General features: G+C 71.4%; 11 protein-coding genes. 6 read left to right on the forward strand and 5 right to left on the reverse strand.

Features of this window, described 5'->3' with window-relative positions:
• Positions 1 to 125: 125 nt before the first annotated feature.
• Positions 126 to 1,286, reverse strand: a complete 1,161-nt coding sequence (locus ACLJQZ_RS42895; RefSeq protein ID WP_410626847.1) for a saccharopine dehydrogenase family protein — start codon at positions 1,284 to 1,286, stop codon at positions 126 to 128.
• A 49-nt stretch (positions 1,287 to 1,335) separates the two neighbouring features.
• Entirely contained in the window at positions 1,336 to 1,977 is a 642-nt protein-coding gene (locus ACLJQZ_RS42900; RefSeq protein ID WP_410626849.1) for a GOLPH3/VPS74 family protein, read from the reverse strand.
• Between the two features lie 230 nt (positions 1,978 to 2,207).
• Here ACLJQZ_RS42900 and ACLJQZ_RS42905 point away from each other — a divergent pair, with 230 nt between their 5' ends.
• The 5 genes from ACLJQZ_RS42905 to hrpA all read left to right on the forward strand — a co-directional run bounded on the left by ACLJQZ_RS42905 (position 2,208) and on the right by hrpA (position 9,993).
• A complete protein-coding gene (locus ACLJQZ_RS42905) occupies positions 2,208 to 3,674 on the forward strand; it encodes an APC family permease (RefSeq protein ID WP_410626850.1) in 1,467 nt (488 codons plus the stop codon).
• Entirely contained in the window at positions 3,671 to 4,237 is a 567-nt protein-coding gene (locus ACLJQZ_RS42910; protein WP_410626852.1) for a GNAT family N-acetyltransferase, read from the forward strand. Before ACLJQZ_RS42905 ends, ACLJQZ_RS42910 begins: the two co-directional genes overlap by 4 nt.
• Positions 4,238 to 4,292: 55 nt before the next feature.
• Entirely contained in the window at positions 4,293 to 5,456 is a 1,164-nt protein-coding gene (locus ACLJQZ_RS42915) for a lactate 2-monooxygenase (protein ID WP_326943575.1), read from the forward strand.
• A 116-nt stretch (positions 5,457 to 5,572) separates the two neighbouring features.
• Entirely contained in the window at positions 5,573 to 5,929 is a 357-nt protein-coding gene (locus ACLJQZ_RS42920) for a hypothetical protein (RefSeq protein WP_410626854.1), read from the forward strand.
• A gap of 170 nt (positions 5,930 to 6,099) precedes the next feature.
• On the forward strand, positions 6,100 to 9,993 hold the full coding sequence (gene hrpA, locus ACLJQZ_RS42925; RefSeq protein WP_410626856.1) for an ATP-dependent RNA helicase HrpA: 3,894 nt from the start codon (positions 6,100 to 6,102) through the stop codon (positions 9,991 to 9,993).
• A gap of 129 nt (positions 9,994 to 10,122) precedes the next feature.
• Here hrpA and ACLJQZ_RS42930 read toward each other — a convergent pair whose 3' ends face one another.
• Together ACLJQZ_RS42930 and ACLJQZ_RS42935 are read right to left on the reverse strand one after the other, a co-directional pair.
• Positions 10,123 to 10,521, reverse strand: a complete 399-nt coding sequence (locus tag ACLJQZ_RS42930) for a hypothetical protein (protein ID WP_410626858.1) — start codon at positions 10,519 to 10,521, stop codon at positions 10,123 to 10,125.
• 176 nt (positions 10,522 to 10,697) lie between these two features.
• Positions 10,698 to 12,389, reverse strand: coding sequence for a bifunctional 3'-5' exonuclease/DNA polymerase (locus ACLJQZ_RS42935; protein ID WP_410626859.1), 1,692 nt, complete (start codon positions 12,387 to 12,389; stop codon positions 10,698 to 10,700).
• Between the two features lie 151 nt (positions 12,390 to 12,540).
• Here ACLJQZ_RS42935 and ACLJQZ_RS42940 point away from each other — a divergent pair, with 151 nt between their 5' ends.
• Entirely contained in the window at positions 12,541 to 14,175 is a 1,635-nt protein-coding gene (locus ACLJQZ_RS42940; protein ID WP_410626861.1) for an acyl-CoA synthetase, read from the forward strand.
• Positions 14,176 to 14,179: 4 nt separating this feature from the next.
• Here the strand turns inward: ACLJQZ_RS42940 and ACLJQZ_RS42945 are convergent, their stop codons facing one another.
• Entirely contained in the window at positions 14,180 to 15,121 is a 942-nt protein-coding gene (locus ACLJQZ_RS42945; protein ID WP_410626862.1) for a helix-turn-helix domain-containing protein, read from the reverse strand.
• Between the last annotated feature and the right edge of the window lie 150 nt (positions 15,122 to 15,271).

A 15,271-nucleotide genomic window follows, 5' to 3' on the forward strand; every position in this document is an offset into this window, starting at 1 on the left:
CGTCTACGCGGCCGCCGACATCGCCTACTTCGCGATCCACAACGTCGGCCACCTGGTCCACCTGCTGGTGGGCTGACCGGGGTTCCTCGGTGGACGGCCCGCTTGGGGCCGTCCACTGAGGACGGTCAGAGCGTCTCGAAGCGGATCCCCGCCTTGGTGAGCCGGTCGATCAGCGCGTCGCCCATCGCGGCCGCCGTGGTCACCTGGCCGGCCGTCTCCGGGAGGTCGTCGGTCGCCAGGCACAGCGCCGACTCCGCGAGCATCTTCGCCGTCTCGTCGTAACCCGGGTCGCCGCCGGACACCTCGGTCACCACGCGCCGGCCGCCGCCCTCGCCGACGAACCGCACCGAGAACCACGACCGCGCCCGGCGCTCGGGGCTCGGTCCGTTGCCGGGCGCCAGCAGCCGGGACAGCGCCCGCCGGGCCGGCGGGACCTGCGCGGCGGCGAACAGCGCGCCGACGCCGGCCGCGCCGCCCGCCAGCACCGGCAGGTGCTTGACCGCGGCGAAGTGCCGGTAGGTGAAGTCCGGGCCGTAGCGCTCGACCGCGGCCGCGGACCGGCGGACGATCTCGGGGTCGATCGTCGGCAGCGGTACCGCCCACCAGCCCGCGCCGGCCACCCGGTGCGGCCGGCCGAGCGGGGCCCGCGCGAACCGGCCCGCCGGCCGCGGCTCGGCGGCCGCGCGCTCGCGAGCCGCCCGCGCCCCGGCCGGCATCCGGGACATCACGGTCAGCGCGCTGAGGAACGTGCCGCCCGACGGCATCCCGCTCGCCCGCACGTAACCGTCGACGCGCAGCGGCACGCCCTCGGGCAGCTGCCGCACGGTGAACCAGGCGCCGAGGTCGTGCGGGATCGAGTCGAACCCGCACGCGTGCACCAGCCGCGCGCCGGTCTCGCGCGCGCGTCGATCGTGCTTCAGGTACATGAGGTCGGCGAACTCGGGCTCGCCGGTCAGGTCGACGTAGTCGGTGCCCGCCTCGGCGCACGCCGCGACCAGCGGCTCACCCTGGTTCAGGTACGGCCCGACCGTCGTGATCACGACCTTCGTGGCCTCGGCGACGGCGCGCAGCGACGCCGGGTCGCCCGAGTCGGCGACGAGCAGGTCGAGCGTCGCGAACCGGTCGTCGATCTCCGCGAGCTTCGCGCGTACGGCCTCGAGCTTGCCGCGGTTGCGCCCGGCCAGCGCCCAGCGCAGGTCCGCGGGCGCGTGGCGGGCCAGGTACCCGGCGGTGAGGCCGCCAGTGAAGCCGGTGGCGCCGAACAGGACCACGTCGTGCGCGCGCATGTCTCCTCCAGGGGACGTCGACGGCTGACGCGCCCAGGTTACTCGCCGGTCACTTGCGGTCGCCGGTGTAGACGACGGCCGCCGCCACGGCTTCCACCGCGGTGATCACGTCGGCGATGCGGCGCGGCAGCGACTCGTGGGTGTCGGCCATCCAGGCCCGCACCTGCGCCCGGCCGAGCTCCGGTTCGCACAGGTCGGAGACCCCCGCGGTCCACGCGAGCAGCGCCAGGCACGCCGAGTGCGGGTCGGGCCGCTCGACGCCGAACACCGCCGACCGGGCCTTGCTGCGCGCGGCCGTCGAGACGAGCAGGTCCGCGGGCGGGTAGCGGTGCGTGCGGCGCAACAGCACCCGATCCGGGGCCCGGCGCACGAGCCCGAGCGAGACGAGGTTGTCGGCGGTGATCGAGGGCAGCGTCGTGCGGAGGTGGTCGATCCAGTCGCGCACGCCGTACGCGGCGGATTCGGTGAGGATTTCGGAAAAGATCCGGTCCATGGTCGGAACTCCCGGCGGCCGCCGGGAGATCGGCCGGACTTTGCGGTCCTGGACGGTGATCCGGTCGGCGAACAACAGGTCGCACAACACCGCGCCGGCGAGCCCGATGCCGAGCGACGTCCGGCCGAGCACCGCGCGCCCGGTGAACTCGTCGTGCCCGAGGAAGAAGAACGAATCGACCAAGGTGAGCCGGCGCATGACGGAAATGGGCCCCCTGGGCTGTCGACGGGAAGGATCCCGAAGATAGCGGTAGGGCTTCCGGCGGTTTCCGGCGCCACGGGTGTTTTACCCCGATCGGCCGTACCGCGGGCGGGGGCGCTGCCCCTACTCTGTGGACCGCCGCCAAGATCAGCTACGGCTCGAACGGCGCGGGGGCAATGGGGCGCGCCCGGCGGCACCACGGGTTTTCCAAGCAGTGGGAAAGGTTCATGCGCACGCACACGCCGGAACGGCGCGGCCTCGGCACCCGGCGCCTCGGTGCCGTTCAGATAGTGTTCTTCGTGGTCGCGGCGGCGGGCCCGCTCTACGCGATCGCCGGCGGGGTTTCGGCGACCTACGCTGTGACAGGCAGTATCGGCGTGCCACTTTCGTTCGTGGTGCTGGCTCCGGTGCTCGCGTTGTTCGCCGCCGGGTACGCCGCGATGAGCCGCTACATCACGAACGCCGGCGCGTTCTACCCGTACGTCGCCCACGGAATCGGGAAATCGGCGGGCACCGGCGTCGCCTACGTCACAGTGGTCGCCTACAGCTCGATCCAGCTCGGGATCTACGGCATCTTCGGCCTTTCCGTTTCGACGTGGCTCGCCGCACTGTTCGGCGTGCACGTGCCGTGGTGGCTGATCGCGCTGCTGATGGTGCTGGTCGTCGGCGCGGCCGGAGTGCTGCGGATCGACCTCAACGCCAAGGTGCTCGGTGTCGCGCTGGCGCTGGAGGTCGCGGTGCTGGTGGTGGCGGACATCGGGATGTTCGCGCACCCGGCCGGCGGCCAAGTCTCGCTGACGCCGCTTTCGCCGTCGAGCCTGTTCACGACGGGTGTCGGCGCGGTCTTCGCCTTTTCCATCGCGGTTTTCCTCGGTTTCGAAGGCGCCGCGACCTACGGCGAGGAATGCCGCGACCCGAGCCGGACGGTCGGCCGGGCGACCTACATCGCGATCGGCCTGACCGCCGTGCTGTTCGTCGTTTCCTCGCTCGGAATGGCGGTCGCGACCGGGCCGGACCACATCGTGGAACGGGCCGTCGCCGAAGGGCCGGGACTGCTGTTCGGGCTGGCCGGGGAACACCTCGGTCCGGTGTTTTCCCACGTGGCCTACGTCCTGTTCCTGACGAGCCAATGCGCCGCGATGGTGAGTTTCCACAACGCGGTCGGACGGTATTTCTTCGCGCTCGGCCGGGACGGGCTGCTGCCCGTCGGGTTCAGCCGCACGAGCATGCGCACCGGCGCCCCGATCGGCGGCTCGCTGGTCCAGACGACGATCGCGTTCGTCGTCGTCGCGGTGTTCGCGCTGGCCGGCCGCGACCCGTTCACCGACCTGTTCACCTGGACCGGCGTCACGGCCTCGACCGGCGTCACGATCATCATGATCGCGGTTTCGCTGTCGGTGGTCGGCTTCTTCCGGCGTCATCCGGGGGCGGAGACGCGCTGGCGGCGCCTGATCGCGCCGCTGCTGGCCACGCTGGCACTGAGCGTGATCCTGGTGCTCATCGTCGCCCACTTCGACGTCCTGCTCGGGCCGGCGGGCGCGAACCCGCTGCTGCGCTGGGGCCTGCCGGGGCTGCTGGTGCTGGCCGGGCTGGTCGGCTTCCTGCGGGGCGAGTCGCTGCGCACCCTGCGCCCGGACGTCTACGCCGGGATCGGCGGGCCGGTCCGCGAGGCCGAGGAGCCGGTCAGCCGATGAGCGACGTCCGGGCCGCCGATCCGTCCGAAGTGGACGTCGTCATCGGCATCCTCGTCGCCGCGTTCCAGGACGACCCGATGAGCCGCTGGGTCTTCCCGGGCGACGACCGCCGCCGCACCCGCGCCCACCCGGCGTTCTTCCGCGCGCTCGCCGAGTTCGGTTTCGCGGCCGGGAGCGTCGATCTGACCACCGACCACTCGGCCGCGGTGATCTGGACCCCCGCCGGCGGGGACGGCGACCTCATGATCCCCGGGCTCGACGACGACGAGCTGCACCGGCTGGGTGCGCTGCTCGGGCTGATGGCCGCCCGCGAGCCGCGTGAACCGCACTGGCACGCGCAGTTCATCGGCGTCCGGCCGGGCCGGCAGCGGGAAGGCGTCGGCGCGCGGCTGCTCCGCCACGGCCTCGACCGCTACGACGCCGTGGGCGCGCCGACCTACCTCGAAGCCAGCTCGCCGGACAGCACACGGCTCTACCGGCGGCTCGGGTTCGCCGACCACGGCCCCGCGTTCTCGCCACCCGGCGGCCCGCCCATGCAGCCGATGCGGCGTCCTCCCGCCTGAGGCACGGGGGCGTTACCGGCGAGTACAGTGCGCGTTCGAACGCGAGGAGGCAGACGTGACCGAACGCTTCGGCAGCTACCAGAACGAGCTCTACCTGCAGGGACTCGGTGGTCAGCTGCCGCCGTGCTCGACCGACGCGACGAAGCTCGAAGCGTCGGCGCGCGAGGTCATGGCGCCCGGGCCGTTCTCCTACGTCGCGGGCGCGGCCGGCTCCGGCGCCACCGCGCGGGCCAACCGCGAGGCGTTCGACCGCTGGCGCGTCGTGCCGCGGATGCTGACCGGTGCCACCGACCGCGACCTGGCGACCACGGTGCTCGGCACCCGGCTGCCCGCGCCGGTGGCCGTCGCGCCCGTCGGCGTCCAGTCGATCGTGCACTCCGGCGCCGAGTCGGCCACGGCGCGGGCCGCGGCCTCGGTCGGCCTGCCGTTCATCCTCTCCACGGCGTCGTCGACCGGCATCGAGGACGTCGCCGCGGCCAACGGCGACGGCCCGCGCTGGTTCCAGCTGTACTGGCCCGGCGACCCGGACGTCTGCGCGAGCCTGCTGGCGCGGGCGAAGGCGGCCGGCTACACGGCGCTGGTCGTCACCCTCGACACCTGGACGCTGGCCTGGCGACCGTCCGATCTGGACCAGGGCTACCTGCCGTTCCTCAAGGGCGAGGGGCTCGCCGTCGCGTTCACCGACCCGGTGTTCCGCGGCCTGCTGGAGAAGACGCCGGAGGAGGACTCGGGCACGGCGATCCTGCGCTGGCTCGGCATGATCACCGGCGCCGACCGGACCTGGGACCAGCTGCCGTTCCTGCGCGAGCACTGGGACGGCCCGATCGTGCTCAAGGGCATCCAGCACGTCGCCGACGCGCGCCGCGCCGCCGAGGCCGGGATGGACGGCATCGTCGTCTCCAACCACGGCGGCCGCCAGGTCGACGGCGCGATCGGCGCGCTGGAGGCGTTGCCCGGCATCGTCGCGGCGGTCGGCGACCGGCTGGAGGTGCTGTTCGACTCCGGGATCCGCACCGGCGCGGACGTCCTCAAGGCGATCGCCCTCGGCGCCCGCGCGGTGCTGGTGGGCCGCCCGTGGGTCTACGGCCTGGCGCACGCGGGCGAGGACGGCGTGCGGCACGTGCTGCGGAGCTTGCTGGCCGACTTCGACCTGACGATGGGACTTTCCGGCCACCGGACGCTCGCCGACCTGGGCCCGGACTCGCTCCAGCGGACGTGAGGTAACAAATCGGGAAACCCGGGGACAGGGTCCGGACCGGTCGTTATCGTTCGAGTCCCATCGCGGGCCGTCGGGGGCGGTCTGCTCCCGTTTTCCTTGCCCGTTGGGGGTTTTCCATGTCTTCCATCATGATGCGGATCGGCATCCTGTTTGCCGTCCTCGGCTTCGGCACGTTCGTCCTCGAGCAGTTCGACATGGAGTTCCGGCTGCTCTCGTGGGCCGACGACATGCAGCCCACGTTCGGGATCGTGCTGGGCCTCGTCGGCGTCGCGCTGATCGTCGTCTCGCTGGTGCTCAACCGGTCCAAGGCCGCGCCGCAGCCGCAGCAGCAGTTCGCGCAGCAGCCGCCGGCGCCGGGCGCCCCGCAGGGCTACCCGGGCCAGCCGCAGCAGCAGTTCCCCGGCCAGGCCCCGCAGCAGCAGCCGTACGCCCAGCAGCAGCAGTACCCGCAGCAGCCCGGCCAGCCCGGCTGACCCCGAACGCCCCAATGTGGCGTTGGGTGCGTTGGACGCACCGAACGCCACATTGGGTGCGTTGAGCGCACCCAACGCCACATTGGGGCGCTGGTCGCGGGTGGGCCCGGTCACGCCGCGGGGATATTCAGGAGCCCGCCTCGTCACGCACGGCTATCCTTGGCCCGAGTATGTCCACACCATCCCCGTTCGAAGCGCTGCGTGCGCGCCTGCCCGAGCTGATGCCGCGCGACGAGCACCGGCTGCGCAGGCGGCTCGACGGTGCCCGCAAGGCCCGCGACCGCGACTCCGCTCTCGCCAGGATCGCCGCCGACGTCGACGCCGCCGAGCTGCGCCTGCTGTCGCGCCGCGAGAGCGTGCCCAAGATCGAATACCCCGAAGAGCTGCCGGTCAGCAGGCTCAAGGACGAGATCGGCGCGGCCATCGCCGCGCACCAGGTCGTGATCGTCGCGGGGGAGACCGGCTCGGGCAAGACCACCCAGCTGCCCAAGATCTGCCTCGAGCTGGGCCGCGGCGTCCGCGGCCAGATCGGGCACACGCAGCCGCGCCGGCTGGCCGCGCGCACGGTCGCCGACCGGATCGCGAGCGAGCTCAAGACCGAGCTGGGCGACACCGTCGGCTACAAGGTGCGGTTCACCGACCAGTCCGGGCAGGACACGCTGGTCAAGCTGATGACCGACGGCATCCTGCTGGCCGAGATCCAGACCGACCGGGCGCTGCGCCAGTACGACACGCTGATCATCGACGAGGCCCACGAGCGCAGCCTCAACATCGACTTCATCCTCGGCTACCTCAAGCAGCTGCTCCCGCGGCGTCCCGACCTCAAGGTGATCATCACCTCGGCGACCATCGACCCGGAGCGGTTCTCGAAGCACTTCGACAACGCGCCGATCGTCGAGGTCTCCGGCCGCACGTACCCCGTCGAGGTCCGCTACCGGCCGCTCGTCGACCCCGAAGACCCCGAGGGTGACGACGAGCGCGACCAGACCCAAGGCATCCTCGAAGCCGTCGAAGAGCTGTGCGCCGAGGGCCCGGGCGACGTGCTGGTGTTCCTCTCCGGCGAGCGCGAGATCCGCGACACGGCGGACGTGCTCAACCGCGCCGACCTGCGCGGCACCGAGGTCCTGCCGCTGTACGCGCGGCTGTCGGCGGCCGACCAGCACCGGGTGTTCCAGCAGCACACCGGGCGCCGGGTCGTGCTCGCGACGAACGTCGCCGAGACGTCGCTGACCGTGCCGGGCATCAAGTACGTCGTCGACCCGGGCACCGCGCGGATCTCGCGCTACAGCCACCGCACCAAGGTGCAGCGGCTGCCGATCGAGCCGGTGTCGCAGGCGTCGGCGAACCAGCGCAAGGGCCGCTGCGGCCGGACGTCGGACGGCATCTGCATCCGGCTCTACTCCGAAGACGACTTCGAGGCGCGGCCCGAGTTCACCGACCCGGAGATCCTGCGGACCAACCTGGCCTCGGTCATCCTGCAGATGACGTCGCTGGGGCTGGGCGACATCGCCGCGTTCCCGTTCGTCGAGCCGCCGGACCGCCGTCAGGTCACCGACGGCATCGGCCTGCTCCAGGAGCTGGGCGCGTTCGACAGCGAAGCCGCCGGCAACAGCGACCGGCGGCTCACCGAGACCGGCCGCAAGCTCGCACAGCTGCCGGTGGACCCGCGGATGGGCCGGATGGTCCTGGAAGCCGCCCAGAACGGCTGCGTCCGCGAAGTGATGATCATCGCGGCCGCACTGTCCATCCAGGACCCGCGCGAGCGGCCGTCGGAGAAGCAGCAGCAGGCCGACCAGCAGCACGCGCGGTTCGCGGACCCGACGTCGGACTTCCTGGCCTACCTGAACCTGTGGGAGTACGTCGCCGAGCAGCAGAAGGCGTTGTCCAGCAACCAGTTCCGCCGGCTGTGCCGCAACGAGTACCTGAACTACCTGCGCGTGCGCGAGTGGCAGGACATCTTCAGCCAGCTCCGTCAGCTGGCCAAGCCGCTCGGCATCTCGCTGAACACGAACACCGACGCGGTCGACCCGCAGAAGGTGCACACGTCGCTGATCGCCGGGCTGCTCTCGCACATCGGGCTCAAGGACCCGGCGAAGGGCGACTACCTGGGCGCGCGCGGCGCCCGGTTCGGCGTGTTCCCCGGTTCGGCGCTGTTCAAGAAGCAGCCGCGCTGGGTGATGTCGGCCGAGCTGGTCGAGACGTCCCGGCTGTGGGCGCGGGTCAACGCGCGCATCGAGCCGGAGTGGGTCGAGCCGCTGGCGCAGCACGTCGTCAAGCGCAACTACTCCGAGCCGCACTGGGAACGCAAGCAGGGCGCGGTGATCGCGATCGAGAAGGTGACGCTCTACGGCGTCCCGCTGATCGCCGACCGGCGCGTCAACTACGGCCGGATCGACCCCGAGATGTCGCGGGCGCTGTTCATCCGGCACGCGCTGGTCGAGGGCGACTGGCAGACGCGCCACCACTTCTTCGCCGAGAACCGGGCGCTGCTGGAAGAGGTCGAGGACCTCGAGAACCGCGCGCGGCGCCGCGACATCCTGGTCGACGACCAGACGCTGTACGAGTTCTACGATTCCCGCGTGCCCGCGGACGTCGTCTCGGTGCGGCACTTCGACACGTGGTGGAAGAAGACCCGCCACGAGCAGCCGGACCTGCTGTCGTTCGAGAAGTCGATGCTCATCAACGAGACCGCGGGCGGCGTCCGCGAGGGCGACTACCCCGACTCGTGGACGCAGGGCACGCAGGTCTTCACGCTGACCTACCAGTTCGAGCCGGGCGCGGACGCCGACGGCGTCACCGTGCACATCCCGCTGCCGGTGCTGAACCAGGTCACCGAGGACGGCTTCGACTGGCAGGTGCCGGGATTGCGTACGGAACTGGTGACGCAGCTGATCAAGTCGTTGCCGAAGGCGGTGCGCCGCAACTTCGTCCCGGCGCCCGACACGGCGAATTACGTCCTTTCGCGAGTGTCCCCTTCGGACGGTCCGCTGCTGGAGGTGCTCGGCCGCGAGCTGCGTGCGTTGCGCGGTATCACGATCCCGTTCTCCGACTGGGACCTTTCTTCGGTGCCGGACCACCTGAAGGTGACGTTCCGGGTGGTGGACGAGCGCGGCAAGCGCGTGGCCGAGGGCAAGGACATCTCGCTGCTGCGGCTCAAGCTGGCGCCGAAGGTCCGGGAGACCATCTCGAAGGCGGCCAACAGCTTGGAGAAGGCGGGCCTGACGAAACCGTCGTTCGGTTCACTGCCAAGGGTTTTCGCCTCGACCCAGCGCGGCCACGACGTCAAGGCGTACCCGGCGCTGGTCGACGAGGGCGCGACGGTGGCGGTCCGGATGCTGGACACACCGGCCCAGCAGGAACACGCGATGTGGGCGGGTACGCGGCGGATGCTGCGGCTCAACCTGAGCTCGCCGATGAAGTTCATCACGCGGTCGCTGTCCAACTCCTCGAAGCTGGTGCTGAACCGCAACCCGCACGGCAGCGTCGCGGCGCTGCTGGAGGACTGCGTCGACTGCGCGGTGGACGCCCTGATGGCCACCGCGGGCGGCCCGGCGTTCGACGAAGCCGGGTTCGCGTCGCTGCTGGAGAAGGTCCGGGCCGGCCTGCACCAGACGGTGCTGGAGGTCCTGACCGAGGTGGAGAAGATCTTGCGCGCGGCGAACGACGTCGAGGTGGCGTTGCCCTCGACCCGCGGCCCGGCGGAGTCCCTGGCGGACGTGCGCGCGCAGCTGTCGTCGCTGGTGTACCCCGGCTTCGTGACGGCGACGGGCGCGTCCCGGCTGCGCAACGTCGTCCGCTACCTGCAAGGGATCTCGCGCCGCCTGGAGAAGCTGGTGTCGGAACCGACCCGCGACCTGCAGCGGACGGCGGACATCGCCTGGATCACGACGGAGTACCGCGAGGCGGTCGCGTCCCTCCCGCCGGGCACGTCGTCCCCGGCGCTGGACGAGGTCCGCTGGATGATCGAGGAGCTGCGGGTCTCGTTCTTCGCCCAGACTCTGGGCACCGCCCACCCAGTCTCGCTGAAGCGGATCACGAAGGCCTTGGACGACGCCCTGGCCTGACGCCGTGTCGACCCTCCAATCACGAGTGATGCGTCCCCAATCACGCGTGTTACGCCCCCAATCACGCGAGATCCGTTTCTGATCACGCGAGATGCGCGCCGGATCACGCGAGATCGGTTTCTGACCAGGTCATTTGGCGATCAGGGTCGCGGTGGCCACACACGCGGAAAGCATTCCGGCGAAGGCGGAGAAGGTTGCAGCCTGCCCGCCGACGCCGCTGAACACCCGCCGCCCCAGTTTGCCCCAATACTGCTGCCGGACGGCCATCTTGATCTTCTGCCACTTATGGTGTCGGACGTGGCAGCCGAGCAGGATGCCGTAGGCGTTGTTGCGGCACAAACCACCGTCGCGGTTCTCGGCACAGCACCACATCGGTGCTTGGAACAAGCTGTAGAGCACCACGAAACCGGAGAGGATGGCGATCACGCCGGGACCGATCGACGGCAGGAACCACAGCCAGATCACCGAGGCCAGGAGCAGATAACCCCATAAACTTCCCAGCAGTCGTCTGGTTGATTTCTTCGCCATATGCTCCGAACGTAGTCAGTAGGGTTCGGTGTGCGACAGGGCTGGCTGGTTGATGTACTACCACCCGGTCGGAGTCGCGTGTTCACTGGCTGCACACTCCGCTGCGCCGACCGGAGGTTTCGCAGTGCTCCTTGTGGTCTCTGATTTCTGAAGTATCTCGTGTGACTGAAGGGGCATTATTTCGCGTCGGCGTAGGTGTCGACCGGGGCTATGTGCATCGGGAAGCGGACCGGGCACGCCTCGCCGAACAGCATGGTCGCCGCCTCCGTGATGCTGTCCATGATGGACGTGGTGACCTCCGGCGCCAGGTCGGCCGGCGTGTGGACGATCACCTCGTCGTGCTGGAAGAACACCAGGTGCGCCGGTGACGGCAAGCGGCGGCGCAAGGTCGCCAGCATCACCGCCGTCATGTCCGCCGCGCTCGCCTGGACGACGAAGTTGCGCGTGAACCGGCCCCAGCCGCGCGACGCCCGGCGGGCCTTCAGCTCCGCCGCTTCGTCCGACGCCAGGCCGCCGGTCAGGGCACGCCAGGCCGCGGAGGGGGCCGGCGAGGTGCGGCCCAGCCGGGACCGGACGCGCTCGCCGCGCTCGCCCGCTTGGGCCGCGTGCTCCACATAGGACACCGCGTCCGGGAACCGCTGCCGCAGGAGCGCCAGCAACGGCCCCGCTTCGCCGGACGTGCCGCCGTACATCGCCGACAGCATCGCGATCTTCGCGCGCGCCCGGTCGTCGCGGTCGTCGTCCGGTGACAAGGGGACCCAGCGGGCGCCCGAGAACAGCGCCTCGCCCAGCCGCGCGTACAGGTCCGTCGCCGCCGCGACGTCGGCCAGGCGGCGGTCGCCCGACAACGCCGTCAGCACCCTCGGCTCCAGCTGCGCGGCGTCGGCCACCACCAGCTTCCAGCCCGGGTCCGCGCGGACGCACGTGCGCAGCACCTTCGGGATCTGCAACGCCCCGCCGCCACGGCTGGCCCACCGCCCGGACACCACCCCGCCGACGACGTAGTGCGGGCGGAACCGGCCGTCGGTGACCCACTCCTCGAGCCACGTCCAGCCGTTCGCCGTGTAGAGCCGCGACAGCTCCTTGTACTCCAGCAGCGGCCCGACCGCCGGGTGGTCGATCCCCTTCAGGAAGTACTTCCGCGCGGACGGTATCTCGATCCCGGCCCGGGCCAGCGCCCGCACGACGCTCGGCGGCGAGTCCGGGTTGACCGCGCGCCCGCCGAACGCCTCGGTGATCTTCGCCGCCAGCTCCACCAGCACCTTCGGCCGGTGCCCGGCCGGCACGCGGGGACCCAGCCGCGAGACCAGCAGCGTCTCGTGCAGGTCCGCGCGCCAGGGGAGGCCGTCGGCCGCCATCTCCACCGCGGCCAGCGCGCTCGCCGACTCCGCGGCCAGCAGCAGCCGGAACCGGTCCGGGTGCTCGACCGCCGCGGCCCGCCGGTCCTGCTCCGCGAGGACGCGCTGGACCGCCGTGACGACCGTCACGCCGTCGGGCAGCGTCGGTGTTCGCGTGTCGAACAGCGTCGGCTGAGCCAGCTCGACGGTCGCCGAATCCGACGGCGGCTCCTCACCGTTCGCCCTGGCCCAGGCCGCGCGCAGGCTCCGCGACTGCCCCTCCTGACCCGCGTGCGCCAGCAGCAGCCCCTCCGCCAGCGAGAGGTCGTGACAACGCCGCAGCCGCACCCCGGCCGCCACCAGCACGGGGTAGGTGACCTCGACGGACGGGAACACCCACCGCGGATCGAGCGCAGCTTCCAGCTCCCGGGCCAGCGCCGCGAAACCCGCCTCGTCCAGGCCGGTCACGGTCGAGGACGGCGAGTGCACGGTGAAGCTCCCGTCCTCCTCCTGCCCCGCGATCACCTGCACGGACTCATTGTGCCGACCACCACCGACAGTTTCGGAGCGAGTGCGTCTGGTGCGGGGGCGACGGGCTTGGTTTACTGTCCAGTAGCCCCCATACCGCCGGTACGTCGTGCCGTCGGCGTGGGTCTCTTCCCGCAGCAACGGAGGTGCCCGGATGAGTCTGGTCGCGCTCGCCACGCAGGTGGCGGACAAGGTGGCCGAGACGGCGCGCAGTGTCGACGTGATGCGGCGGGCCGGGCTGGTGCCCTTTCCCCGCGTCGACGAAGGCCTCCGGTCCCTGGTCGCGATCCGCAAGTACGGGCCGTTCGCCGGCGCCAACCACATCTCCGCGCGCCGCGACCCGACCGCCGTCGGCATCGTCGACGAGGTCGGCCCGCTCACCTACAAGCAGCTCGACGACCAGTCGAACGCGCTGGCCCGGGCCTGGTCGGAGCGCGGGATCAAGCCCGGCCAGGTCGTCGCCGCGCTGTGTCGCGACCACCGCGGCCTCGTGCTCACGATGGCCGCGGCCGGCAAGCTCGGCGTCCGCCTGCTGCTGATGAACACCGGCTTCGCCAAGCCGCAGCTGGCCGACGTCGCGAAGCGCGAGAACGTCACCGCGCTGGTGTACGACCAGGAGTTCACCGGCCTGCTCGACGCCATCCCGGAGAACGTCGACCGCTACCTGGCCTGGGTCGACGAGGGCAGCGACCTGTCCGACCGGGACGTCCCGGTGCTCGCCGAGATCATCGCCAGCACCGACGACCGGCCGTGGCCCGCGCCCGCCAAGCCGGGCGGGTTCGTGCTGCTCACCAGCGGCACCACCGGGACGCCGAAGGGCGCGCCGCGGCCGCACACCTCGGCGCTGGCCTCGGCGCAGTTTCTCGACCGGATCCCGCTGCGCGCCAACGAAGCCACCTACATGGGCGCGCCGCTGTTCCACGGCACCGGGCTGTCGCAGTTCATCCTGTCCTTCGCGCTCGGCTCGACGGTCGTGATGCGCCGCAAGTTCAGTCCCGAAGAGACACTGCGGGGGGTGGCCGAGCACAAGTGCACCGCGCTGGTGCTCGTGCCGACCATGCTGCAGCGCATCGTCGACCTGCCGAAGGACGTCCTCGGCAAGTACGACACGTCGTCGCTGCGGATCGTCTTCGTCGCCGGCTCGGCGCTGTCGCCGGACCTCGGCAACCGCGCGAACGAGGCGTTCGGCCCGGTCGTGCACAACCTGTACGGCTCGACCGAGGTCGCCGTGGCCACCGTCGCGACGCCGGAGGACTGGGTGAAGGCCCCGGGCACGGTCGGCCGCGCGCCGGTCGGCTGCAAAGTCGCGCTGTACGACGAAAAGGGCGGCCGGGTCACCGAGCCGCACGTCACCGGCCGCGTGTTCGTGGGCAGTGGCCTCAGCTTCGGCGGTTACACCGACGGCCGCCACAAGGAGATCATCGACGGCCTGCTCTCCAGCGGCGACGTCGGCCACTTCGACGAGGACGGCCTCCTGTTCATCGACGGCCGCGACGACGAGATGATCGTCTCCGGCGGCGAGAACGTGTTCCCGATCGAGGTGGAGAACCTCCTGGTCGAGCGCGAGGACGTCCTGGAGGCGGCGGTGATCGGCGTCGAGGACCCCGAGTTCGGCCAGCGGCTCAAGGCGTTCGTCGTCCTGGCCGACGGCGCGGACCTCGACGTCGACGCGGTCCGCGACTACGTCAAGGCGAACCTGGCGCGCTACAAGGTACCCCGCGACGTCGAGTTCCTCGACGAGCTGCCGCGCAACGCGACCGGGAAGGTGTTGCGCACCAAGCTTTCCTGAGCCGCTACTCCCAGTCGATGCCGAAGACGCCGGGGCCGAAGTCGAGGGCCACGGCGTGCACGCCGTCCGCGCCGTCCAGCTTCAGCGGGCGGCGTGACATCGAGCCGGCGTTGTCGTTGCGCGAGTACTGCCAGCAGTGGCCGGGCGCGGTGCCCGGCGCGAACCGGACCTCCAGCAGGTATTCGCGCACCGGGCGGCGGAACTCGCGGTAGTGGGTGTTGCGGCACTCCGGGTACGGCGGCCCGCTGTTGGTCAGCGTGTACTCGATCAGGTGCGTCTCGCCGCGGTCGATCGGCTGGTCGAAGACGAGCTCGGCGACGACGAGGCCGTGCTTCTCGTCGACCTCGGCGCGCCCGACCCGGCAGTTGCGCACCGCGTGCAGCTCCGGCGGCTCGGCGGCCGGGTCGTCCTGGGTGTAGACCAGCAGCCAGCGGTCCAGGCCGTCGGTGCCGGCCTGGAAGACCGCGCGGGCGGTCACCGAGCGCTGGCCGCCGTCCTCGGCGATCTCGCAGAGGTCGTGCAGCCCGACCATCTTCAGCGGGTGCTGGCGCTCGAGCGCGTCCGGCGCCCCGACCTTGGCGAGCATCGGCAGCAGCACCTCGCGCGGGAACGACATGGGCTCGCCGCCGGCCTGGCGCTTCCCGGCGCCGCCACGGGGGCGTGGCGGGGGCAGCAGGCCGAGCAGGGACCCGGCGGGCACGTCGAGGATTTCTTCGAGGCTGCGTACCGCCGACAGGGAGCTCTGCCGCTCCGGCTGTCTTTTGCCGGACTGCCAATAACTGAGCGCGGTGACGCTGACGACGACGCCGCGGGCTCGCAGCCGGGCCTGGATGCGGTCGAGGGAGAGCCCGCTGCTGGCGATGGCCGCGCGCAGCCGGGTGGCGAACGCGGTGCGTTCACCTTCCTGACCGCCGCTCACCACGTGGTCCGCCGTGCTGCCCGCCATTGCCGATCCGACCCGCCCCGTGCCGTCCCCCGACGATCCCCGACACGGTGCACGTTAGCAGGATTCCGGGCATGATCCGCGTCCCTCTTCACGGGGGTGCTCGATCGCTCCGGACGTGCGTCCACTCGGGCGAACGGGCTAGTACTGGCA

It is taken from the genome of Amycolatopsis sp. cmx-8-4 (assembly GCF_046548675.1).
Classification (GTDB): domain Bacteria; phylum Actinomycetota; class Actinomycetes; order Mycobacteriales; family Pseudonocardiaceae; genus Amycolatopsis.